Source organism: Frondihabitans sp. OV104 (genome assembly GCF_057787745.1).
In genome coordinates, this window is record NZ_CM173541.1 from 142572 (window position 1) to 165436 (window position 22865).

22 protein-coding genes are annotated in these 22865 nt (G+C 67.4%); 10 read left to right on the forward strand and 12 right to left on the reverse strand.

Features of this window, described 5'->3' with window-relative positions; translation table 11 throughout:
* Positions 1 to 36 precede the first annotated feature (36 nt).
* Entirely contained in the window at positions 37 to 2499 is a 2463-nt protein-coding gene (locus AC3CBB_RS00755) for a DEAD/DEAH box helicase (protein WP_488626767.1), read from the forward strand.
* Here the strand turns inward: AC3CBB_RS00755 and AC3CBB_RS00760 are convergent.
* The 3 genes from AC3CBB_RS00760 to AC3CBB_RS00770 form a co-directional block, all read right to left on the reverse strand.
* The gene (locus AC3CBB_RS00760) at positions 2496 to 3023 is read right to left on the reverse strand and encodes an RNase H family protein (RefSeq protein WP_488625611.1); all 528 of its coding nucleotides are present in this window, start codon (positions 3021 to 3023) and stop codon (positions 2496 to 2498) included. The two genes, AC3CBB_RS00755 and AC3CBB_RS00760, sit on opposite strands and share 4 nt — an antisense overlap.
* Before the next feature lie 82 nt (positions 3024 to 3105).
* A complete protein-coding gene (locus AC3CBB_RS00765; protein WP_488625612.1) occupies positions 3106 to 3936 on the reverse strand; it encodes an aldo/keto reductase in 831 nt (276 codons plus the stop codon).
* 24 nt (positions 3937 to 3960) lie between these two features.
* The gene (locus AC3CBB_RS00770) at positions 3961 to 5172 is read right to left on the reverse strand and encodes an MFS transporter (protein ID WP_123506351.1); all 1212 of its coding nucleotides are present in this window, start codon (positions 5170 to 5172) and stop codon (positions 3961 to 3963) included.
* A gap of 346 nt (positions 5173 to 5518) precedes the next feature.
* Between AC3CBB_RS00770 and AC3CBB_RS00775 the strand changes: the two genes are divergently transcribed.
* The 5 genes from AC3CBB_RS00775 to nrdF all read left to right on the forward strand — a co-directional run bounded on the left by AC3CBB_RS00775 (position 5519) and on the right by nrdF (position 10270).
* On the forward strand, positions 5519 to 5938 hold the full coding sequence (locus AC3CBB_RS00775) for a DUF3800 domain-containing protein (RefSeq protein WP_488625613.1): 420 nt from the start codon (positions 5519 to 5521) through the stop codon (positions 5936 to 5938).
* Between the two features lie 473 nt (positions 5939 to 6411).
* Entirely contained in the window at positions 6412 to 6645 is a 234-nt protein-coding gene (gene nrdH, locus AC3CBB_RS00780) for a glutaredoxin-like protein NrdH (RefSeq protein WP_123506349.1), read from the forward strand.
* 28 nt (positions 6646 to 6673) lie between these two features.
* Positions 6674 to 7090 (forward strand): class Ib ribonucleoside-diphosphate reductase assembly flavoprotein NrdI, encoded by a 417-nt coding sequence (gene nrdI / locus AC3CBB_RS00785; RefSeq protein ID WP_123506348.1) that lies wholly within the window; start codon positions 6674 to 6676, stop codon positions 7088 to 7090.
* 20 nt (positions 7091 to 7110) lie between these two features.
* Positions 7111 to 9216, forward strand: coding sequence for a class 1b ribonucleoside-diphosphate reductase subunit alpha (nrdE, locus tag AC3CBB_RS00790; protein WP_488625614.1), 2106 nt, complete (start codon positions 7111 to 7113; stop codon positions 9214 to 9216).
* A gap of 34 nt (positions 9217 to 9250) precedes the next feature.
* Positions 9251 to 10270: a class 1b ribonucleoside-diphosphate reductase subunit beta gene (gene nrdF / locus AC3CBB_RS00795; protein WP_488625615.1), complete on the forward strand. Its 1020-nt coding sequence runs from the start codon at positions 9251 to 9253 to the stop codon at positions 10268 to 10270.
* Positions 10271 to 10447: 177 nt separating this feature from the next.
* Here the strand turns inward: nrdF and AC3CBB_RS00800 are convergent, their stop codons facing one another.
* Genes AC3CBB_RS00800 through AC3CBB_RS00810 form a run of 3 tightly spaced genes read right to left on the reverse strand, consistent with a single transcriptional unit; the run spans position 10448 to position 11882 of the window.
* Entirely contained in the window at positions 10448 to 10909 is a 462-nt protein-coding gene (locus tag AC3CBB_RS00800; protein ID WP_488625616.1) for a GNAT family N-acetyltransferase, read from the reverse strand.
* Positions 10910 to 10913: 4 nt separating this feature from the next.
* Positions 10914 to 11075: a hypothetical protein gene (locus AC3CBB_RS00805; protein ID WP_488625617.1), complete on the reverse strand. Its 162-nt coding sequence runs from the start codon at positions 11073 to 11075 to the stop codon at positions 10914 to 10916.
* Positions 11076 to 11114: 39 nt separating this feature from the next.
* Positions 11115 to 11882 (reverse strand): class I SAM-dependent methyltransferase, encoded by a 768-nt coding sequence (locus AC3CBB_RS00810; RefSeq protein ID WP_488625618.1) that lies wholly within the window; start codon positions 11880 to 11882, stop codon positions 11115 to 11117.
* Positions 11883 to 11968: 86 nt separating this feature from the next.
* Between AC3CBB_RS00810 and AC3CBB_RS00815 the strand changes: the two genes are divergently transcribed.
* The 3 genes from AC3CBB_RS00815 to AC3CBB_RS00825 are packed head-to-tail and all read left to right on the forward strand — an operon-like array spanning position 11969 to position 15026.
* Positions 11969 to 12331, forward strand: a complete 363-nt coding sequence (locus tag AC3CBB_RS00815; protein ID WP_488625619.1) for a lactococcin 972 family bacteriocin — start codon at positions 11969 to 11971, stop codon at positions 12329 to 12331.
* A gap of 50 nt (positions 12332 to 12381) precedes the next feature.
* Positions 12382 to 14364 (forward strand): hypothetical protein, encoded by a 1983-nt coding sequence (locus AC3CBB_RS00820; protein ID WP_488625620.1) that lies wholly within the window; start codon positions 12382 to 12384, stop codon positions 14362 to 14364.
* Complete coding sequence (locus AC3CBB_RS00825; RefSeq protein WP_488625621.1) at positions 14361 to 15026, forward strand: ATP-binding cassette domain-containing protein; 666 nt, start codon at positions 14361 to 14363, stop codon at positions 15024 to 15026. Before AC3CBB_RS00820 ends, AC3CBB_RS00825 begins: the two co-directional genes overlap by 4 nt.
* 102 nt (positions 15027 to 15128) lie before the next feature.
* On the opposite strand, the gene AC3CBB_RS00830 is transcribed toward AC3CBB_RS00825, so the two are convergent.
* Both AC3CBB_RS00830 and AC3CBB_RS00835 read right to left on the reverse strand, forming a co-directional pair.
* Positions 15129 to 16337, reverse strand: coding sequence for a kynureninase (locus AC3CBB_RS00830; RefSeq protein WP_123506339.1), 1209 nt, complete (start codon positions 16335 to 16337; stop codon positions 15129 to 15131).
* Positions 16334 to 17368: an amidohydrolase family protein gene (locus AC3CBB_RS00835; protein WP_488625622.1), complete on the reverse strand. Its 1035-nt coding sequence runs from the start codon at positions 17366 to 17368 to the stop codon at positions 16334 to 16336. Before AC3CBB_RS00835 ends, AC3CBB_RS00830 begins: the two co-directional genes overlap by 4 nt.
* A gap of 54 nt (positions 17369 to 17422) precedes the next feature.
* Here AC3CBB_RS00835 and AC3CBB_RS00840 point away from each other — a divergent pair, with 54 nt between their 5' ends.
* Positions 17423 to 17974 carry a GNAT family N-acetyltransferase gene (locus AC3CBB_RS00840; protein ID WP_488625623.1) on the forward strand — a complete coding sequence of 184 codons (552 nt, stop codon included), beginning with the start codon at positions 17423 to 17425 and terminating at the stop codon, positions 17972 to 17974.
* On the opposite strand, the gene arfA is transcribed toward AC3CBB_RS00840, so the two are convergent.
* From arfA to AC3CBB_RS00860, 4 genes are all read right to left on the reverse strand, one after another.
* Positions 17971 to 19506 carry an arabinosylfuranosidase ArfA gene (gene arfA, locus AC3CBB_RS00845; protein WP_488625624.1) on the reverse strand — a complete coding sequence of 512 codons (1536 nt, stop codon included), beginning with the start codon at positions 19504 to 19506 and terminating at the stop codon, positions 17971 to 17973. The two genes, AC3CBB_RS00840 and arfA, sit on opposite strands and share 4 nt — an antisense overlap.
* Before the next feature lie 77 nt (positions 19507 to 19583).
* Positions 19584 to 20495 carry a carbohydrate ABC transporter permease gene (locus tag AC3CBB_RS00850; protein WP_488625625.1) on the reverse strand — a complete coding sequence of 304 codons (912 nt, stop codon included), beginning with the start codon at positions 20493 to 20495 and terminating at the stop codon, positions 19584 to 19586.
* A 2-nt stretch (positions 20496 to 20497) separates the two neighbouring features.
* A complete protein-coding gene (locus AC3CBB_RS00855; RefSeq protein WP_158614223.1) occupies positions 20498 to 21454 on the reverse strand; it encodes a carbohydrate ABC transporter permease in 957 nt (318 codons plus the stop codon).
* Between the two features lie 37 nt (positions 21455 to 21491).
* A complete protein-coding gene (locus tag AC3CBB_RS00860; protein WP_488625626.1) occupies positions 21492 to 22832 on the reverse strand; it encodes a type 2 periplasmic-binding domain-containing protein in 1341 nt (446 codons plus the stop codon).
* Positions 22833 to 22865 lie beyond the last annotated feature (33 nt).

Below are 22865 nucleotides of genomic sequence, written 5' to 3' on the forward strand. Positions count from 1 at the left end.
AAGGGCGACGGCGAGTTCGACGCCGACACCGTCTACATGGACTTCGCCACCTGGGCCGAGTCGTCGGGCCGCCCCCTCTACCCCGCCCAAGACGAGGCCATGATCGAGCTCGTGTCGGGCGCCTCGGTGATCCTCTCGACCCCGACCGGAACCGGCAAGTCGCTCGTCGCGGCCGGCGCGCACTTCGTCGCCCTGGCCACGGGCAAGCGCAGCTACTACACGGCACCGATCAAGGCCCTGGTGAGCGAGAAGTTCTTTCAGCTCGTCGACCTCTTCGGCCCGGAGAACGTCGGCATGGTCACCGGCGACTCGTCGGTCAACTCCGACGCCCCGATCATCTGCTGCACGGCCGAGATCCTCGCCAACCTGGCTCTGCGCCACGGCCCGGCCGCCGAGGTGGGGCAGGTCGTCATGGACGAGTTCCACTTCTACGCCGACCCGAGCCGCGGGTGGGCGTGGCAGGTCCCGCTGCTTCTGCTGCCGGAGGTCCAGTTCCTGCTCATGTCGGCCACGTTGGGCAACGTCGAGGCCATCAGCGACGACCTCGGCCGACGGACGGGTCGGCCGGTCGCCCTGGTCACCGGGGTCGAGCGACCGGTGCCGCTGCACTACTTCTACGCGACCACCCCGGTGCACGAGACGGTCGAGGAGCTGCTGTCGACCGGCGAGGCCCCGATCTACGTCGTGCACTTCTCGCAGGCCGCAGCGCTCGAACGGGCGCAGGCGCTGTCGAGCATCAAGGTCGCCACGCGCGAGCAGCGCGACGAGATCGCCGAGCTGATCGCGGGGTTCCGCTTCTCGACCAGCTTCGGCAAGACCCTTAACCGCCTGGTGCGGGCAGGGATCGGCGTCCACCACGCGGGCATGCTCCCGAAGTACCGCCGCCTCGTCGAGCAGCTCGCCCAGCGCGGGCTCCTGCGGGTGATCTGCGGCACCGACACGCTCGGCGTGGGCATCAACGTGCCGATCCGCACCGTGCTGCTCACGGCGCTCACCAAGTTCGACGGCACGCGCATGCGCCAGCTGAGCGCGCGGGAGTTCCACCAGGTCGCCGGTCGCGCGGGGCGTGCGGGCTACGACACGGCCGGCACTGTCACCCTGCAGGCTCCCGAGCACGAGATCGACAACCTGCAGCAGATCAAGAAGGCCGGCGACGACGCCAAGAAGAAGCGCAAGATCGTGCGCAAGAAGGCGCCCGAGGGCTTCGTCTCGTGGGGCGAGCCGTCGTTCTTCAAGCTCGTCGAGGCCGAGCCGGAGCCCCTGTCGTCGAGCATGCAGATCACGCACGCGATGATGCTGAACGTGATCGCGCGCGGCGGCGACGTCTTCGCCAACGTGCGCTCGCTCGTGTTCGAGAACCACTCGACGCGCACTCAGAAGTACGCGCTGGCCCGGCAGGCCATCTCGCTGTACCGCAGCCTCCGCGAGTCGGGGGTGGTCGAGCAGATCCCCGATCCCGCAGGAACGGGCAGCCCCACCATCCGCCTCACCGTCGACCTGCAGCCCAACTTCGCCCTCAACCAGCCGCTGTCTCCGTTCGCGCTCGCCGCCTTCGAGGTGCTCGACCCCGAGTCCGACACCTACGCGCTCGACATGGTGTCCGTCGTCGAGTCCACCCTCGACGACCCGCGGCCGATCCTGTCGCAGCAGCAGTTCAAGGCGCGGGGCGAGGCGGTCGCCGCGATGAAGCAGGAGGGCATCGAGTACGAGGAGCGCATGGAGCTGCTCGAGGAGGTCACCTGGCCAAAGCCGCTCGACGAGCTGCTCGGCGCCCTGTTCGAGACGTACAAGGCTTCGCAGCCGTGGATCGGCGACTTCGAGCTGTCGCCCAAGGCCGTCGTTCGCGATCTGTTCGAGCGCGCCATGACATTCGGCGACTACGTGAACTTCTACGGGCTGGCGCGCTCGGAGGGGCTCGTCCTGCGCTATCTCTCCGACGCCTACCGGGCGCTGCGCCAGACGATCCCGAACGAGGCCAAGACCGACGAGCTGCTCGACATCATCGAGTGGCTCGGCGAGCTGGTGCGGCAGGTCGACTCGTCGCTGCTCGACGAGTGGGAGGAGATGGTCAATCCGACCGAGGTCGCCTCGCACGACGCCATCGTGCCGCCCACCCTCCGCACGCTCACGGCCAACCACCGGGCCTTCACAGTGCTCGTGCGCAACGAGCTGTTCCGTCGCGTGCAGCTCGCGGCCCGCGACGACGCCGATGCACTGGGCGAGCTCGACGCTGCCGCCGGCTTCGACGCCGACGCGTGGGGCGCGGCCCTCGACCGCTACTACGACGAGTACGACACGATCGGAACAGGCCCGGCCGCTCGAGGCGCGTCCCTCCTGGTCATCGACGAGGGCGCGACCGCATGGACCGTGCGGCAGATCCTCGACGACCCCGAGGGCGACCACGACTGGGGCATCTCGGGCACCGTCGACCTGGCGGAGTCGAACGAGCAGGGCCAGGCGGTGCTGCGGGTCACGGCCGTCGGGCCGGTCGGCGCCTAGAAGAGCGTCGCGGGCGGCGCCGGGTCGACGGCGGCAGCGTCGCTGACCGTCGTCACGGGCTTGTCGGGCCAGCCGGGTCCGTGCGGCACGGCGGTCTTGCGCTGGAACGCCTCGGCGGCCGTCCGTGCCCGGATGTCGGCGGCCTCGTTCATGACGTGGCCCACGTGCCCGCGCACCCACTCGAACTTCACCCGTCGACCCTGCAGAGCCTCGTCGAGCTCCTTGATGATCTCGACGTTCATCACCGGCTTGCCGTCGGCCTTGCGCCAGCCTTTGCGCTTCCAGCCGGTGAGCCACTCGGTGCACGCCTTGATGGCGTACTGGCTGTCGCACAGGATCAGCAGGTCGTCGTCTTCATCGGCCGTCGCCCGCAGCAGCTCCAGCACGGCCGTGAGCTCGCCCACGTTGTTGGTGTTGCGCGGCCAGCCGCCGGCCGCCCAGCGCTCGTCGTCGACGTACCAGGCCCAGCCGGCGGGCCCGGGGTTGCCGAGGGCGGATCCGTCTGCGGCGGCTCTGATCGTCATGGTGCTCCTAGCTCTCGGGGTGCCCCACAACGGTACCGGGCTCGAGCCGATGCTCCGATCAGAGGGCAGCGCCGTCGACCGGCTAGCCCACCTCGTCCGGGTGCGACCCGACGCGCTCGCCCGAGTCGAGACCCGCGATCGTCGCCATCTCGTCGTCGGAGAGCTCGAACCCGAACACGTCGAGATTCTCGGCGATGCGCGACGGCGTCACCGACTTCGGTATCACCACGAGCCCCGACTGGAGGTGCCAGCGGACCACGAGCTGAGCGGTCGAGACGCCGTGCTTCTCGGCGAGGCCGGTGAGGAGGGGCTCGTCGAGGATCCGCCCGCGCGCCAGCGGCGACCACGCCTCCGTCGCGATGTGGCGGGCGTCACCGAAGGCCCGAAGCTCGGTCTGCTGCAGCCACGGCTGCACCTCGATCTGGTTCAGCACGGGCACGACGTCGGTCTCGCCGAGGAGGCGCTCGAGGTGATGCACCTGGAAGTTCGAGACGCCGATCGAGCGGGCTCGTCCCTCCTCGCGGATGCGCTCGAGGGCGCGGTACGTCTCGACGTACAGGTCCTGACGTGGTGCCGGCCAGTGGATCAGGTAGAGGTCGACGAAGTCGACGCCGAGCTTCTCGAGGCTACGGTCGAACGAGTGGAGGGTCGAGTCGAAGCCCTGCTGGTCGTTCCACACCTTGGTGGTGACGTAGACGTCGTCGCGAGGGAGGCCCGAGGCTGCCAGGGCGCGGCCCACGCCGGCTTCGTTCGCGTAGTACTCGGCCGTGTCGAGGTGGCGGTAGCCGGCGTCGAGGGCCGTGGCGACCGTCCGCTCGGCGGTGTCGTCGTCGACCTTGTAGACCCCCAGCCCGAGCTGCGGGATCGAGTTGCCGTCGTTGAGTCGGATCCGAGGGACCACGTCGTTCGCCATGTGTCGATTATCGCCGACGCGACGTCAGCTCGCCTGGATCGGCACCGGCTCCGTGTCGGCGAGGGGCCCGGCATCCGTGCCGCGGAGGTCGGGCAGCACGCGCTGGAAGAGCGTGGGCACGAGGACGCCCAGCAGCGCGAAGCCCGCAGCGACGTAGAGCCCGCCGACGGTGCCCGTCTGGTCGATCAGGGCGCCGGCGATGGCGGAGCCGATCGCCGCTCCGATGAGCTGGCCGGTACCGGCCCAGCCGTAGGCCTCGGCCGTGTCGCTGAAGCGCACGCTCGACGAGATGATCGCGAACATCACGGCCAGGGCGGGCGCGATGCCGACGCCGGCGATGAGCAGGGTCACGCACAGCCAGACGAACGACGTCGGTATGAAGATCGTGAGCGCGATGCCCGCGAACACGATCACCATGCGGATCGGCAGCGACCACGGACCGACCGGGAGATGGCCGAGCAGGAGGCCGCCGGCGAGCGAGCCGATCGCGAAGACGGCGAGCACGAAGCCGGAGTTCGGGCTGCCGTCGCCGAACGCCGAGATGACGCCGGCCTCGACGGCGGCGCAGGTGCCGATCAGGAGGAAGCCGGTGATCGTCGACAGAAGCACCGTCGGTCGGGCCAGCACCTTGCCGAACGAGCGCTTGCTCTTCGGGATCCGCACCTGGCCGACCTCGGGCGAGGCGATGAACCAGATGCCGCCGCCGATGAGGAAGGCGGCCGCGGTCAGGATCGCGTAGGTCGTGCCGATCTGCGTGCCGACGAAGGTGGTGATGACGGGGCCGGCGACCCAGATGATCTCCTGCGCGGAGGCGTCGAGCGAGAAGAGCGGCGTCAGCTGCTTCGAGTTGACCATCTTCGGGTAGATCGTGCGCACGGCCGGCTGGACCGGGGGCACGCTCAGGCCCGCCACGAAGCCGACCACCATGTACAGGGGGAGTGTCAGCGGGGCGAGCGCGAAGACGATGAGGCTCGCGAAGCAGACGGCCAGCGTGAGCAGCAGCACCGGGCGCATGCCCCAGATGCCCATCCACCGGCTGGTGAGCGGACCCGAGATCGCCTGGCCCACGCTCGTGGCGGCGAGGACGATCCCCGCGGCGCCGTACGAGTGCGTCACGTGCTCGACGTGGAGCAGGAAGGCGAGCGAGAGCATGCCGAACGGGAACCGGGCGGTCAGCTGCGCGGCGATGATCCGCGCGACCCCCGGCGTCTTCAGAAGATTGGAATAGGCGCCCACGAGGTGACCAGTCTACGGAAGGGGGGCCACGCTCTGCGAGACTCACCTTGGTCCTTGATATGTTGATCTGATGCACAGAATGCTTAGTTGTGTCTGAGATCTGGATCTATCTCGATGAGTCGGGAACGGTGGATTTCGAGCCGACCAAATCGAAGTCGCCGTACTTCGCGTTCGGCAGCGCCTCGATTCGAGGGTCTCAAGCACAATTCCTTGAAGAGTCTGTCCTGGCGCGAGCGTCCCGAGAAGCACTTACGGCCGGCTTTCACGCCTACAACGATTCTCCCGGCACCAGGCAGGCCTTCTTTGAGGTCTGGGTCGCACCGATGTCCGATTCGCGTCGACGTTCATGGCCAAGTCGAATGCATTCCCTCGGGTGCGCGAACGTCCCAAGATCTGGCTCTATAAATACACGCTCTACGTGCACCTCAAGGCCGCGGTTCCCCGTTTGTCTGCACCGGGCGACACGGTGCATGTGGTCGCAGCCCACATTGACATGGGGGCCAGGCAGGAAGCGGTATGGAATGCCCTCGCGGATGTGTGCGCGCAGTTCGCCGACAAGCGGGATATGCGACCGCATATCTGGCGGAGCTCCTCGTCAGCGGGCTTGCAGATGGCTGACTACGCGCTGTGGGCTATCCAGCGGAGCGTCGTCCAAGGAAAGGATTGCCATCACCTCGAGCAGGTCGTTCTTCCGCGGCAGGAGTTCCGCCATTTTCCTTGGGCAGCCGACGTGTCCTTGCTCGCCTTCGCCAAGCAGGTCCGGTGATCTCGGGCAGTCGATTCCGGGCAGGTAAAAGGTCGGCTATCCCGAAGGGAAGAACACCCGTGGCGTTCTTGTCACCGACCCGTATATGCATCCTAGATGCCTCCTGGTCCGGTGTCGAGGCGTTGACGGATCTCACGGCTCGAGCCGATGCCCGAGAAGGTCGGAGGGGCGATTCACGCGACACGCCGCACCCCCGAAATGGGGGCGCGACGAGTTATCCACAGTTTCGAGTGTCGGGGGTGGGGAGGAGGCTGTGGAGAAAGCCGATTTTCCGGGGATAAGCGCTCCCAACTGTGCACAACCCCCTGTGGATAATCCGGCGATCGTAATTACAGCCGTGTAACACCGGATCTAGTGGTGCCTTCCAATGTCGGCCCCTAGATGTAGTATCGATCCGCAGCACCAACCACACCCCGCAGAAGCCCTTGCAGGCATTCGCGGGTCCGCGAACCGTCGTTTTTCTAGGGGAGAACATGGCCATCACCGTCTACACGAAGCCGTCCTGCGTCCAGTGCACGGCCACCTACCGCGCTCTCGACAACAAGGGCATCGAGTACGAGGTCTTCGACGTCTCCGTCGACGACAAGGCCCTCGAGACGGTCAAGGCCCTGGGCTACCTGCAGGCTCCCGTCGTCGTCACCGACGAAGACCACTGGAGCGGCTTCCGCCCCGACAAGATCGCCGGCCTCGCAGCCGCCATCGCGTAGTTCTGAAACCACCCCGAGGAGGAGTGTCGTGACTCACCTCATCTACTTCTCGAGCGTGTCGGGCAACACTGCGCGCTTCGTCGAGAAGCTGGGCCTCCCGGCCGAGCGGATCCCGCTCTTCCCGACCGACGAGCCGCTCCACGCCCGTGACCCCTTCGTCCTCGTCCTCCCCACCTACGGCGGAGGCGAAGGGCGAGGCGCCGTCCCCAAGCAGGTCATCCGCTTTCTGAACGACGAGGTCAACAGAGACCTCATCCGCGGAGTCATAGCGACGGGCAACACCAACTTCGGAGAGGGCTACTGCCTGGCCGGCGAGATCGTCAGCGCCAAGTGCGGAGTGCCCCTCCTCTACCGTGCCGAGGTCTTCGGCACCCCGGACGACGTACGAGCAGTACAAGAAGGATTGGACCAATTTTGGACGCAGCAGTCGATGACCTCGAGGTAATCGCGGGGCCAAACGCGGGTATGGACTACCACGCGCTGAACGCCATGCTCAACCTCTACGGGAGCAACGGCGAGATCCAGTTCGACAGGGATCGCGAGGCGGCCAAGCAGTACTTCCTGCAGCACGTCAACCAGAACACGGTCTTCTTCCACAACCTCAAGGAGCGTCTCGACTACCTGGTCGAGAACGACTACTACGAGCAGGCGACGATCGACATGTACTCGTTCGAGTTCATCGAGAAGCTCAACGACCTCGCGTACTCGAAGAAGTTCCGCTTCCAGACGTTCCTCGGCGCGTTCAAGTACTACACCTCCTACACGCTCAAGACCTTCGACGGAAAGCGCTACCTCGAGCGGTTCGAGGACCGCGTCGTCATGACCGCCCTCGGTCTCGCCCAGGGCGACGAACAGCTCGCGATCGACCTCGTCGAGGAGATCATCGCCGGCCGCTTCCAGCCGGCCACGCCGACCTTCCTCAACACGGCCAAGGCCCAGCGCGGCGAGCTCGTCAGCTGCTTCCTCCTGCGCATCGAAGACAACATGGAGTCGATCTCGCGCGGCATCAACTCGTCGCTCCAGCTGTCGAAGCGCGGCGGCGGCGTCGCCCTGTCGCTCTCGAACATCCGCGAGGCCGGCGCGCCGATCAAGCAGATCGAGAACCAGTCCTCGGGCATCATCCCCGTCATGAAGCTTCTCGAAGACAGCTTCAGCTACGCGAACCAGCTGGGCGCACGCCAGGGCGCCGGCGCGGTCTACCTGTCGGCGCACCACCCCGACATCCTGCGATTCCTCGACACGAAGCGTGAGAACGCCGACGAGAAGATCCGCATCAAGACGCTGTCACTCGGTGTCGTCGTGCCCGACATCACGTTCGAGCTCGCGAAGAAGGACGAGGACATGTACCTGTTCTCGCCCTACGACGTGGAGCGCGTCTACGGCGTCCCCTTCGGCGACATCTCGATCACCGACAAGTACCGCGAGATGGTCGACGACGCTCGCATCAAGAAGACGAAGATCAACGCTCGCGAGTTCTTCCAGACCATCGCCGAGATCCAGTTCGAGTCGGGCTACCCCTACATCGTGTTCGAGGACACGGTGAACAAGGCCAACCCGATCAAAGGCCGGATCAACATGTCGAACCTCTGCTCCGAGATCCTGCAGGTCAACACGCCGACCACCTTCAACGAAGACCTCTCGTACGACGAGATCGGCAAGGACATCTCCTGCAACCTCGGGTCGATGAACATCGCCCTCTCGATGGACAGCGACAACTTCGGCCGCACCGTCGAGACCGCCATCCGCGGGCTCAGCGCCGTCAGCGACATGAGCCACATCACTTCGGTCCGCTCCATCGAGGTCGGCAACGACTCCTCGCACGCCATCGGTCTCGGCCAGATGAACCTCCACGGCTACCTGGCCCGTGAGCGCGTGCACTACGGCACCGAAGAGGCCATCGACTTCACGAACATCTACTTCTACACGGTGCTGTTCCACGCGCTGCGCGCCTCGAACAAGATCGCGATCGAGCGCAAGGTGAAGTTCGGCGGCTTCGACGACTCGAAGTACGCGTCGGGCGAGTTCTTCGATAAGTACACCGAGTCCGAGTGGATCCCGTCGACCGAGCGCGCTGCGAAGCTGTTCGCCGACGCGAACGTGGAGATCCCGACGCAGGACGACTGGCGCGCGCTCAAGGCCAGCGTCATGGAGCACGGCATCTACAACCAGAACCTCCAGGCCGTCCCGCCGACCGGTTCGATCTCGTACATCAACCACTCCACCTCGTCGATCCACCCGATCGCGTCGAAGATCGAGATCCGCAAGGAGGGCAAGCTGGGCCGCGTGTACTACCCCGCGCCCTTCATGACCAACGACAACCTCGACTACTACACCGACGCGTACGAGATCGGCCCCGAGAAGATCATCGACACCTATGCCGCGGCCACGCAGCACGTCGACCAGGGCCTCTCGCTCACGCTGTTCTTCAAAGACACGGCGACCACCCGCGACATCAACAAGGCCCAGATCTACGCATGGCGCAAGGGAATCAAGACGATCTACTACATCCGTCTCCGTCAGATGGCGCTCGAGGGCACCGAGGTCGACGGCTGCGTCTCGTGCATGCTGTGACCGTCGACACCGATAAGAATTCAGGAACTCGAGAATGACTGTTACAGACCCGGCCCACGCCCTCGGGCCCACTCCCTCCACGAGCCGGCAGATCCCGCTCGTGCGGGCCGTGAGCGCGATCAACTGGAACCGCATCCACGACGACAAAGACGTCGAGGTCTGGAACCGGCTCGTCAACAACTTCTGGCTCCCCGAGAAGATCCCGCTGTCGAACGACGTCCAGTCGTGGAACACGCTGACTCCCGAAGAGCAGCAGCTGACGATGCGCGTCTTCACGGGCCTCACCCTGCTCGACACGATCCAGGGCACCGTCGGGGCTATCAGCCTGATTCCCGATGCGATCACCCCGCACGAGGAGTCCGTCTACACGAACATCGCGTTCATGGAGTCGGTGCACGCGAAGAGCTACTCGTCGATCTTCTCGACGCTCGCGTCGACGCCCGAGATCGACGACGCGTTCCGCTGGTCGGAGGAGAACGTCAACCTTCAGAAGAAGGCCCAGATCGTCCTCGACTACTACACGGGCGACGACCCCCTGAAGCGCAAGGTCGCCTCGACGCTGCTCGAGTCGTTCCTCTTCTACTCGGGCTTCTATCTGCCGATGTACTGGTCGTCGCGTGCCAAGCTGACGAACACCGCCGACATGATCCGCCTCATCATCCGCGACGAGGCCGTTCACGGGTACTACATCGGCTACAAGTTCCAGAAGGGGCTCGAGGGCGCCAGCGAGGAGCGCAAGCAGGAGATCAAGGACTACACGTTCAACCTCCTGTTCGAGCTCTACGACAACGAGGTGCAGTACACGCAAGACCTCTACGACTCGGTCGGGCTGACCGAGGACGTCAAGAAGTTCCTCCACTACAACGCCAACAAGGCGCTGATGAACCTCGGCTACGAGCCGATGTTCCCGAAGGACGTCACCGACGTGAACCCCGCGATCCTCTCGGCGCTCTCCCCGAACGCCGACGAGAACCACGACTTCTTCTCCGGCTCCGGCTCGTCGTACGTCATCGGCAAGGCGGAGACCACCGAAGACGAGGACTGGGACTTCTAGAACCGTCTCGTTCAGGCCGAACACAAGCCCCTGAGGGAGCCCAGACACTTGGGATCAGGGAAGAGCCGCTTACCCGGGCGGCGAAGTATCACCTAGCAGGGAAGGGCGTCGGCACAGCCGGCGCCCTTCTTGCGTGCTCAGCTGCCTCAGCGCGGGCCGAATACCGTTCCGAATCCGTCAGAGCCCCTTCTTCATCTGCACGGACGTCGTCTCGTAGCCGAGCGACTCGTAGAGCTTTCGGGCGATGGTGTTGTAGCCGAACACGTTGAGTCCGATGGAGGCTGCGCCGAGTTCCTGCGCCGTCGTCTCTGCGAGCTGCATCGCGGCCCGGCCGTAGCCGCGACCGCGTTCCGACTCGGAGATCTCGACGTCGAAGACCCACCAGTCGTTCGAGGCGGAGTCCATGACGCCGATCCACAGGATGCCGACCGGCGCACCGTCGGCGACGACGTCGAACACGTGCTGGCCCGCCGCTGGTACGCCGTGGGGAAAGTACGTCCTGAACGACCTGTCGGCGTTCGCCGTGGCCTGTCCGAGCGTCTCGCCGGCCTTCTGCCGCGATTCGATGTACTCGGACCGCGACCGGTCGAGCCACGGGGTGCGGCGGTCGGCGGGCATGGGCTCGAGCGTGACGGTCATGCCCCTAGGGTGCCACCGTGGCGGACGGCGTGGGCGTGACGCTCTGCACAGGGTCGGTCTTAGATAGCTCGCGTCCGGCGACCAGGGCGGCGGCCACGCCGACCCCGACGAACGCGACGACGATCACGACGATGGCCGAGGCGGCCAGTGTGCGTCGGGGGTTCATGCTCCGAGCCTAGGGCCAGGGTGCAGGAACTCGGGCCGGTCACCCGGCAAGACGCGTCGCCTTCGAGCACCGCGTCACGTACGGGACGCCCACTGTCGCCCGGCCTGCCGTGTCGGGGTGCGTCGCCAGCAGGGTCCGCACCCGTTCGAGCTGCTCGAGCCGTTCGCCCTCCAGGAGGGTCAGGATGTAGCTGCGCGAGGCGACCATGTCGATCACCTCGTCGGGCGTGATCTCGTTGACCCACCCGAAGTCGCGGCGCTCGATCTCCGAGAACGGGGGGCCGACGCGAGGGCTCTCGGACTCGGCGTCGCTCTCGCTGGCCGGGGCGATGATCTCGTCGAGGGCGATCATCCACGGGTCGGTGACGATGCGGATGTTCCAGAGCAGAGCGAGCACGCCGCCCGGCCGGAGCACTCGGGCAGCCTCGGGCACAGCCCGGTCGACGTCGACCCAGTGCCAGGCCTGCGCCGCGAAGATCGCGTCGACGCTCTCGCCGTCCAGGGGCAGCCGCTCGGCCGATCCTGGTAGCGCCTGGGCGCCCGGGACCGACCGCACCAGCTGCTCGCGCATGCCCTCGGAGGGCTCGACAGCCGTCACCAGGGGCACGCGGTCGACGAGCATCCGCGTCAGCTTGCCGGTTCCGGCGCCGAGGTCGACCACGTGGTGTGCGCCTTCGGGCAGCAGCCAGTCGACGGCCGCGGCCGGGTAGGACGGCCGCCCGCGCTCGTACACCTCGGCCGCGGCCCCGAACGAAGTGGCGTTGGCGGCGTAGCGCTGGTCGGGTTCGAAGGCGTCTCCGGTGGTCATGTGTCCACCCTGGCACGGTGATTTGGGCGCGTGCACAGGTCTGTGTAGTGTGTGGAATTCTAGTATTTACATTCGTTTGGAGAACTATGAAAATTCATTCCATCGCCCTTGTCGTCGGACTCGCCGCGGGGTCGGTCCTGGCCGCACCCGAGGTTGCGTCCGCAGTGACACCGGCTCCTTCGGCAGCGTCGGGCTCTGTCAACTTCGATGACAGCAGGGTTTCGATCAACTACGTCGTCACGCCGGAGGGCGGTGGCACCTGGACGTACGGAACAAACAACGAGGCCTACTCGAATTTTTTCCACAAAACGCGCAAGCACGGATCGACTGTCAAGAACGGAACCGGAAAGACATTCAGGACCGACGACACGAATAAGGGTCAGACGTCGAAGGCCACAGTCAAGAAGACGTGGAGCGGGAACTCCGCGTATTACCGATTCGTCAAGTGAACATGAGCCGGCCGCCATCCGAGGCGGCCGGCTCTCGGAGAAGGGTTGGGATGGCTCTGCGAATCAGCGTCGGGGCGGCAATCGTGCTCGCCTTGCTTATGGCGTTCTTCTTCGTGCGGACGAGCGACGAGCTCGCGCCGCGCGGCACTCAGACGGTCGTGACCGTCTGGGACAAGGGCGACGGTCGGACCCGGTCCGAGGCCCGACAGCTCATGATCGACGAGGCGCGGCGCCAGCACCTGACGCTCTACAAGAGCGTGACAGCCGCCACTGATGGTGCGACCTCGCGAAAGCTCTTCATCATCAACTCGGAACCAGCAACGGCCCTGGCTACGGCATCGACTGACGGTTATCCCGACTTCAGCCGATCGCAGAGGACGGTGTTCGCCGACGGCAGCGAACTCCCCGATGCCGAGCTCGACGGTATGTACGTGACTGACGCGGGTGAAGAGGGCGCTGACGCCTACGCCCTCGCGCTCAACGCCCGGGGCATGTCGGTCTCGACGCTTCCCTTCGGGGTGGTGGGTATCGGGTTCTGGATTGCCGACGAGGTCCCGATCGTCTCAGTCAGCCTTGCCGCTGTTCTCATGCTCGCCCTGGGCTGCATTTTCGACGCCGTCTCCAGCCGTCGGCGAGCCGCCATTGCACGTCTGGCAGGGCGGTCCCGATCCGTCATCGTCATTCACGAGAGTCTTATCACCGGGCTGACGGGCGCGGTGTCGGCCGTCGGCGCCTGCGTTCTGGGATTCGTCGCCATCGTCGCCTACAACGGGGGTGCCCAGATCGGGCGACTAGGTGTGGCAGCCGGAGTGGCATGCGGCGCCATCTGCATTGTGTCAATGGCATTCACCGCCGCCGCGGTTGTCACCACGACGGGATCCGGTCTCGCCTCGGTCCTAGCGGTCAGGGCGCCGTCCCGACGGATCGTGGTCGGAGCGGCCGGCGTGCACGCGAGCATTCTTCTTCTTGTCCTGACGACCCTGAGCCCCACGGTTCTTGCGGCCGGCACGGTTGCGGCGAACACGCGCGAGCGGCAGCAGTGGGATTCGGTCAGCGACTACTTCGCGCTGTCGTTTCGCTCACAACCAGCCGAATTCGACGAAAGCGAGTCGGTCGTCGCCCGGATTATTCGAACGGAACTCGATGGTGGACGCGCCATGATCACCTTCACTCCGATGGACCCCGACGACGGTTATTCACCAGGTAGGGGGAACAGCCTCATCGTCACGGACCGCTACCTCGACGAAGTAAGAGTCAATCGATCCGACGGTTCGGCAGTGGTCGCGTCGGATCTGCCCGACACCTCATTGACGCTACTCATCCCCGAAACCCTTGTGGAACAGAGCGCCCAGATCGTGGCCGAGTACAGAAGCTGGATCAGCTATCAGGTCGGCTCCGAGGCAGGTGACGGCCGCGAGGCACCGGCTATAGACGTGATTCCGATCGCGTCAGACCAGGAAATCTTCTCATTCCAGACATGGGTCGTGTCTCGCAGTTCGCTCACCGAGCCGGTGATCGCCGTGCTGCCGTCCGAGGCCACGCTCCTCTCCGACAACTGGCTCAGCTCGACTGTTACCTCGGCGGAGATCCTCTTCGACGACCCCGCCTCCATTCAGGCGGCGATCGACGCGGCGGGCCTCACCGACCAGATCGGCGCCATCGAATCCGTGAAGGATCTCGCCGCCGACCGGCTGGCCGAGCAGTCCGTGACAGTGAGAGCAAGCCTCTTCATCGGAGGCGTGGCGATCGTCTCGCTCGTCCTGTCCGCCCTGGTCCTGGCGACAGTCGTCGCTCAGCGGAGCCGGCGTGCGGTCGCTCTTCGGTTCATCCACGGCGACACGCTCTTCCGTGTCATGACACCGGCACTCGTCTGCCTGGCCGTGCTCAGCGCGGCGATCCTGGTCGCTGCTTTCTCCCGTGGCTCGAGTGCAGACGGCGTCCGGTGGGCGATGACCCTCTGCGTGGTCGCCGATGCCGCGATCGTGGCTCTGGCGCTGGGCGCGCAACGCCGCACCGAAAGGAATCTCCGATGACCGACCCAGCCCTCTCCGTCTCCGGAGTCTCGAAGGCGCGCGGCGCGAACACCCTGTGGAGCGACCTGTCCTTCGACGTCGCCGCGGGGCAGAGCATCGCCATCTGGGGCCGAAGCGGCTCCGGCAAGTCGACCCTGCTCGACTGTCTCGGCCTGGTCGACCGCTTCGACGCGGGGAGCCTTCGAGTCGAGGGCGACGACGTCACTCGCCCCCACGAGAGCCGACGCCGCGCTCTGTTTCGCGGGGTAGTCGCTCACCTCCGCCAGGACTACGGGCTCGAGGGCTCGTGGACCGTTGATCGCAACCTCGACCTGGGGCTGATCGGCAGCAGGATCAGCCGCTCCGAGCGCGCTCGGCGACGGTCGGCAGCGCTCGACCGCGTCGGGCTCGCCGGCGCGAACCGACGGCGAGCGCACACGATGAGCGGCGGCGAGCAGCAGCGGGTCGCTCTCGCGCGACTGCTCCTGCGCCGCCCGCGGATCGTCCTCGCGGACGAGCCGTCCTCGGCGCTCGATGCGGAGAACGCAGGCCGAGCCGTCGACGTGCTCGACGAGCTGCGCACTGCCGGGGCAGCGATCGTCGTGGTCACGCACGACGTCGATCTTGCGTCGTGGTGCGACTCGCGGATCGACCTGGGAGGCGAGGGCGTGACCCGCCGCTGAGGCACGTCGAGCCTCGCGAGATGGCCGTGGCCGTCGGCGGGACCGAGCGCTGGCGACGACGAGGGCCATCTCGCGCCGCCGAGCGCAGCAGCGCCGCGGCCGTCAGGCCGCGCCCGAGGCGAGCGCCTCGCGCACCGCCGCAACGCCCGCCTCGACCTCGGCGAACGACGTCGAGAGCGGTGAGAGCCCGAGGCGCAGGGCGTCGGGGTTGCGGAAGTCGGGGATCACGCCGGCGTCCCAGAGGCGGGGGAGGAGCGCCTTGAAGTCGGGGTGGCGGAGGGTCACGTGGCTGCCGCGCACCGCAGGGTCGCGCGGAGTGGCGGTGACGACGCCGAGCGGGGCGAGGTGCTCGTCGGCCAGGGCGAACGCGTGATCGGTCAGCGCCAGCGACTTGGTGCGCACCGCGTCGATGCCGACCTCCTCGATCAGGTCGAGCATGTCCTGCATGGGCAGCATGCCGAGGACGGGCGGGGTGCCGCTGATGAACCGGCGGATGCCCGGCGCCGGCTCGTAGGACGCCGCCATCGCGAAGACGTCGGCTGCGCCCATCCATCCCTGGATCGGCTGCTCGAGTCGCGCCTGCAGATCGGCCCGCGCGAAGAGGAACGCCGGGGCTCCTGGTCCGCCGTTCAGAAACTTGTACGTGCAGCCCACCGCGAGGTCGGCGCCCGCCTCGTCGAGCGACATCGGCACGACGCCGGCCGAATGGCAGAGGTCCCACACGACGAGGGCCCCGGCGTCGTGGACGATCGCGGTGATCGCCGGCAGATCGGCCAGGAACCCCGACCGGTACGACACGTGATTGAGCAGCACGACCGCCGTGCCGGGTCCGACAGCGTCGCCGACGAGTGCGGGCGTGACGCCGGCATCCGGGTCGACGTGGATCCAGCGCACCGTCGCACCTCGCTCGCGGGCGATGCCCTCGACGACGAAGCGGTCGGTCGGGAACTGGTCGTCGTCCAGCACGATCTCGTGTCGTCCGGCGCGCTGCCCGATTTCGAGAGCGGCGCGGAGGGCCTTGTAGAGCAGCACCGTCGTGGAGTCGCCGACCACGGTCTGGCCGGCGGCCGAGCCGAGGGCGAGCGCGCCGATGCGGTCGCCGACGACGGTGGGGAGGTCCATCCACCGGTCGTCCCACGAGCGGATGAGGCGGGTGCCCCAGTCGTGCGCGACGAAGCCGGCGATCCGGTCGGCGGTCGCGCGCAGCGGTCGGCCGAGCGAGTTGCCGTCCAGGTAGGCGGTCACTCCGACGGCGGGCACGAAGCGGTCGACGTACGCGGCGAGGGGGTCGGTGGTGTCGAGATCGGTCATTCGGCGAGCTCCTGTTCGTCTGCCAGTGAGAGGAGGGCGGGTGGGGACAGGACGGCGGCTCGAGCGAGGTCCTCGAGCCGGGTCGGCCGCGCCGGCAGCCAGGTGACGAGACGCGTGTCGAACCCGGTCTCGCCGCTCCCCGGCGTCAGCGCGCGCACGACGTCGTCGAGCCCGAGGCCGGCGGCGGCGAGGGCGGCGATCTCGCGGCCGTCGAGGCCGGGCGGCAGCGCTCCGTTGCCGAGGTCCGTCCCGTACAGCACGGCCCCGCCGAGGCGATGGAACCGGGCCAGGTTGTCGACGGCGATGTCCTGAGCCGCGGTGCCCCGGTGGATGTCGAGCGTCGAGATCCACGCCATCGAGCGCGCGAGGTCGGCGATCAGGTCGTCGTCGAGGCGCTCCGAGAACGGCGTGTGCGCGAGGGCGTCGACCCCGGCTCGTGCGGCGCGCCGCACCTGGCCGAGGCCCTGCGCGTGCGCGACGACCGGCAGCCCTCGCGCGTGCGCGGCGGCCACCACGGCATCGAGCGTGGCGTCGTCCCACACCGGCCCTGCGTCTGTGTTCAGTGCGATCTTGACGAGCGAGGCGGCGGCCCTGGCCACGCCGTCGACCACCGCATCGGCGTCGTCGGCAGCCGCCACGGCCACGGAGGCGGTGTCGGGCGCCCAGCCCGAGCGCGACGGGTAGCCGTTCGGCGCCGTGAGGAGGGGCCCGGCGACCGACACCTCCGGCCACGCGCTCGCCGGGTCGCGCGTGAGGGAGGGCCACGTTCCTGCGACCTCGGGGTCCCAGCCCAGGTCGACGACCCGGCCGATACCTCCCGCGACGAGCGCCCCCGCGTCGACGAGGCCGAGGTGCACGTGCGAGTCGGTGAAGGGCGCGAGCACGACGCCCGGGATGTGGGCCTCGGGCTCTGACGCGGCAGAGGGCGCAGGAACTACCGGGCCCCCGAACTCCACCCGCCCGCCGGTGACCACGAGGGTGCTGGGCCCGCGCCAGCCGCCGAACCAGACGTCGTCGCAGGTGAGGAGCATGCGTCCATCCTGCCGTGCCCGGGCGGCACCCGGCCGCGCCGCTACGCTCGGAGCATGCGCATCCGCCTCGCGTCCGAAGCCGACTGGCCCGCGATCTGGCCCTTCTACCGCGTCATCGCCGAGGCGGGCGAGACGTACTCGCTCCCGGACGAGCCGATGGAGACGGCGATCGCGCAGTGGTTCGCACCCGGCCACACGGTCGTCGTCGCGGTGGAGGACGACGGCACTGCACCACGCGACGACGGCGGGCCGCGCAGTGACGGTGCACCGGCCGGCGGCACCGTGCTGGGCTCGGCGCACTACGGGCCGAACCGCCCGGCGCGAGGGTCGCACGTGTCGACCGCGAGCTTCATGGTCGCGCCCGAGGCGGCGGGCCGGGGCATCGGCCGCGCGCTCGGCGAGCACGTGGTCGCCGCGGCGGCCGCCGACGGCTACCGGAGCATGCAGTTCAACGCCGTCGTCGAGACGAACACCGCCGCAGTGAAGCTCTGGACGAGCCTCGGCTTCCGCATCATCGGCACGGTGCCCGAGGCCTTCGATCACGCGACCGAAGGCCTCGTCGGCCTGCACATCATGCTCAAGCCGTTCGAGCGGGCCGACAGCTAGGCCCGCGAGACCTCGACCTCGACGACCGCCCACGACAGGGCCGGCAGCGAGAGGCTCACGCCCGAGCCGTCGACGCTCACGCCCTCGAGCGGCACCAGACCCACGGAGTCCTGAGCCTCGAGCGTGTTCGCCGTGTGGCGCGAGCCGCCCTGGGGCACCTCGAGCAGCTCGGCGCGCACGACCCGTCCGCCGGCGAAGCCGTTGAGCGCGATGTCGACGGACGCCGCCTCGTCAAGCCCGCGGTTGGCGAGGAAGAACGCGACCTTGCCCGACTCCTCGTCATAGGTCGCCGAGACGTCGACCGCGTCGGCGTCGCCGAACGTTCCTGCCGCCACCTTGTCGCTGATGACGGACGTGCGCAGGATCTCGCCCCGCGCCAGTGCGGCCATCCGGGCGAAGGGCCAGAAGATCGTCTGCTTCCACGCCGGGCCGTTCTCCTCGGAGCGGATCGGCGCGATCACGTTGACGAGCTGCGCCTGGTTCGCGATCGACACGCGGTCGCCGTGGCGGAGGAGCGAGTTGAGGAGGGTGCCCACCACGACCGCGTCGGTGACGCTGTAGGCGTCCTCGATGAGGCGGGGGTGCTCGCGCCACGACTGCGAGACGGCGTCGGGCTGGTCGTCGGTGTCGAGGCCCGACTGGTACCAGACGTTCCACTCGTCGAACGAGAGGTTGATGTACTTCTTGGCCTTGCGCTTGGCGCGCACCGCGTCGCAGGTCGCGACGACCGACTCGATGAAGTAGTCCATGTCGACCGACGAGGCCAGGAAGGACGCGGCGTCGCCGTCGTGCTCCTGGTAGTAGGCGTGCATCGACATGTAGTCGACCTCGTCGTACGCGTGCGACAGGACGGTGTGCTCCCACGAGCCGAAGGTCGGCATGCCCGAGTTCGACGAGCCGACCGCGACGAGCTCGATCGACGGGTCGACGAAGCGCATGGCCTTGCCGGCCTCCTGCGCGAGGCGGCCGTACTCGTCGGCGGTCTTGTGGCCGATCTGCCAGGGACCGTCGAGCTCGTTGCCGAGGCACCAGAGCTTGATGTCGAACGGGTCCTTCGCGCCGTTGGCGATGCGGCGGTCCGAGAGGGCGGTCCCGCCCGGGTGGTTGGCGTACTCGACGAGCTCGCGGGCCGCGTCGACGCCGCGGGTGCCGAGGTTGATCGCCTCCATGACCTCGACGTCGGCCTCCTTGGACCACTCGACGAACTCGTGCAGGCCGAAGGCGTTGGTCTCGACGGTGTGCCAGGCACCGTCGAGACGGCGCGGGCGGTCTTCGACCGGGCCGACGCCGTCCTCCCAGTTGTAGCCCGAGACGAAGTTGCCGCCGGGGTAGCGGACGACCGTCGGGCCGAGCTCCTTGACGAGCTCCAGGACGTCCTGGCGGAAGCCGCGGTCGTCGGCCTCGGCGTGGCCGGGCTCGTAGATGCCGGTGTAGACGCAGCGGCCCATGTGCTCGACGAATGAGCCGAAGAGGCGGCGGGGCACCGGTCCGATCGTGAAGTCGCGGTCGATGACAATGCGGGCGGAGGGCATGGGAATCCTTACGTGTGGGGGTGTGGAAGAGGGGCGCGGTCGCCCGCGCCCCTCTCGAATCGGTGGAGCGGCGCAGGTCAGCCCTTGAGGCCCGACCCGGTGACGCCTTCGACGATCTGACGCTGGAAGGCCAGGTACAGGATGATCAGCGGCAGGGCGGCCAGGAGGGCGCCGGCCTGGATGTCGGCGTAGCGCTGGCCGAAGCTGCCCTGGACGGTCGCGAGACCGACGGGAATGGTCATCAGGTTCGGGTTCGAGAGCACGAACAGGGGCAGGAGCAGGTTGTTCCAGACCCCGACGAAGGTGAGGATCACGACGGCCGCGATGACGGGACGCGACAGCGGCATGATGACCGACCAGTAGACCTTCCACAGGCCGGCGCCGTCGATGCGCGCCGCCTCCTCGAGCTCGCGGGGGATGCCGTCGAAGAACTGCTTGAAGATGAAGACGGCGATGGCTGCGGGCACCTGCGGGAAGATGACCGACCAGTAGGTGTTCAGCAGGTTGACCGCGCCGAGCTCCTGGAAGATCGGGATGATCAGCACCTGGGTCGGGATCATGATTCCGAACAGGATCGCCAGGAGCGCGAGGTTCGAGCCGCGGAACTTCAGCCGCGACAGCGCGAACGCGGCCATCGAGGCGAAGAGCACGGTCAGGGCGGCGGTGATGACCGACGTGATCCCCGAGGCGAGGTACCAGTTCCAGATGTCTCCGGCCTGGAACAGCGACGCGTACGAGTGCAGCGTCGGGTTCCAGTTCTTCAGGATCTCGGGGGCTCCGAGCGCGGCCACGCCGTTGTCCGAGAGCGAGGTCTTCAGGGCGAAGAGGCTCGGGATCAGCCAGATGATGGCGAAGACGGTGAGGACGATCGCCGAGACGATGCCGAACGTCTTGCCGCTGGTGCCGACGCGGGCGCCGGTCGGGCGGGGTGCGGGAGCTGCGCCCGAGATCGGGGACTTCGGCCGGCGGGGTGCGTCGGTGATCGCCATGATCAGGCCGCCTTTCGTTCTGCTGCGCGCTCGATGAGCTGGCGGATCACGGCGATGGCCACGATCACGATGAGAAGGAGGACGGAGGCGGCGCTGGCCGCTCCGAGCCGGTTGTCGGTGAAGCCGGTGTTGGTGACCAGGCCGAGTGCGACCTGCGTCGAGATACCGGGCCCTCCCGAGGTCATCAGGTACACCTGGTCGAAGATCTTGAGGCTGGCGATGATCTGAAGCAGGATCACGAGGGTCGTCGTGCGGTTGAGGAGGGGAAGGGTGATGTAGCGGATCTGCTCCCAGTTCGATGCGCCGTCGACGGCCGCGGCCTCGTACAGCTCGCGCGGGATCTCCTGGAGGCCGGCGAGGTAGAGCACGAAGTTGAATCCGAGGGTCCACCACACCGTTGCGATCGCAATGCCGATCATCGCGGTCTTCGGGTCGGCGAGGACTCCGCTGCCGGCCGTGATGCCGACCCAGCCCTGCGCCGTCGCCCAGAGGCCGGAGCCCGGCGTGAAGATGAACAGCCAGATCAGCGAGATCGTCGCCGACGGGAGGATGTAGGGCAGGAAGAACGCCAGACGGAAGAACCACTGACCGCGACGCACCCGGTTCGTCAGGATCGCGAACACGAACGCGATGATGACCAGCGGCGGCACGGTGTAGAGCGTGAACTGGAGCGTGTGCCACATGGCGCTCCAGAAGTCGGCCCGGGTCAGCATCTCGGCGTAGTTCGAGAAGCCGGCGAACGAGCCGAGTCCGGTCCGCACGGTCGACGTGTTGAAGAAGCTCGAGATGAGCATCCACACGGCGGGTCCGAGCAGGAAGGCGATGTAGAACAGGCCGAACGGGGCGAGGAAGAGCCAGGCTCCTCGTCCCTCGCCTCGGGCCAGGGCAGACCCGATGCTGCGTCGGGCCTTCGGTGCGGCCGCTTGCGAGCGGCGGGTGAGAGCAGGTGCGGCGGTCACGTCGTTGTACCTCCAGGGTCGGGAAGAGAGAGGGGGATCAGAGCGGGCTGGGGGTGTTCGTGTAGACCTTGAGCTGGCCCTTGATGGCCGAGAGCGCGCCCTGCGGCGAGACGGCGAGCTGCTGCACGAGGCCCAGCTGCGCGCCGACCGTGTTCTCGAAGGTCGAGCCCGAGCCGCCGTACCAGGCCGGATCGTCGTAGATCGCGTAGCCGGCAGCCGACGCGTAGTCGGCCTGCGGCTCGAGCGCCTTGTACGCCGAGCTGTCGAGGGTGGGGAGGTACGCAGGAACGTGGCCGCCCATCGCCCAGGTCTGGCTCTGGTCCAGCATCGACTTGATGAAGGTCATCGCCTGCTTGCGCTGCTCGGGCGTCCGGTCTTTGCGGGGCAGCACGAACGTGTGAGAGTCGGCCTGCGCGGCCGGCTTGTCGAACAGGTTCGGGATCGGCACCATGCCGAACTTCAGGCCCTTGATCGACTGCGCGGTGGTGATCTCCCACTCGCCCTCGAGGTAGAAGCCGGCCTTCCCGGTGAACATCTGCGTCTGGGCTCCGGCGTAGTCGAGGCCCTTGTTCAGCCAGCCCTTCTTGACCCACTCCTGGATCTTCGTGAGGACCTTGACGAAGGCGTCCTCGTCGACCGAGATCTTCGCGCCGTTGTCCGAGAGGAAGGGCGAGACGCCGTTGATCTGGTGGTATAGCGTCGTGAAGACGCGCCACGGGGTGGCGTTCTCGTTGACGTTTCCGACCGTGATCGCTGTTCCGCCGGTGACCTTGGCGATGGCGGCGAGGGCCGACTCGAAGGCGTCGAGCCCGGTGAGGTCTTTCAGCTTGCCGTCGGAGTCGAGGAGGCCCGCTTTGCCGACGACGTCGGAGTTGAAGAACATCACGAGCGGGTGCGTGTCGAGGGGGATGGCGATGTTCTTGCCGTCGGTCTTCTGGGCGTCCCACGAGGCCTGGTTGAAGTCGGTCGACGACAGGCCGACCGACGCGAGGTCGGCGTCGGTGATCGGGTCGAGGATTCCGCCGTCCCACAGCGGCTTCGCGCGGGTGAGGTGCGCGACCGCGACGTCCGGCGGCTTGTTGCCGACGGTGGCCAGCGTCAGCTTCGAGTAGTACGGGTTGCCCCAGGCGAAGACCGTGGCCTGGAGCGCGCCGGAGCCGCCGTGCTGCTTCTCGTAGCCGGCCTCCATGGTCTGCATGCGGCTGCCGTCACCGCCGCCGAACAGGTTCCAGAAGATCAGCTGGTCGGGGTTGAGCGGGCTGCCGACCAGGCCGGCGCCGATGGGGCTGGTCGCGCAGCCTGCCAGTGCGACCGTGCCTGCGGCAGCGAGTGCGCCGCCCAGGAATGCTCGTCGTGAAAATGCGTTCGCTGTCGCCATTTCGACCTCCTCGTCGGTGTGACAGTGCAAGTG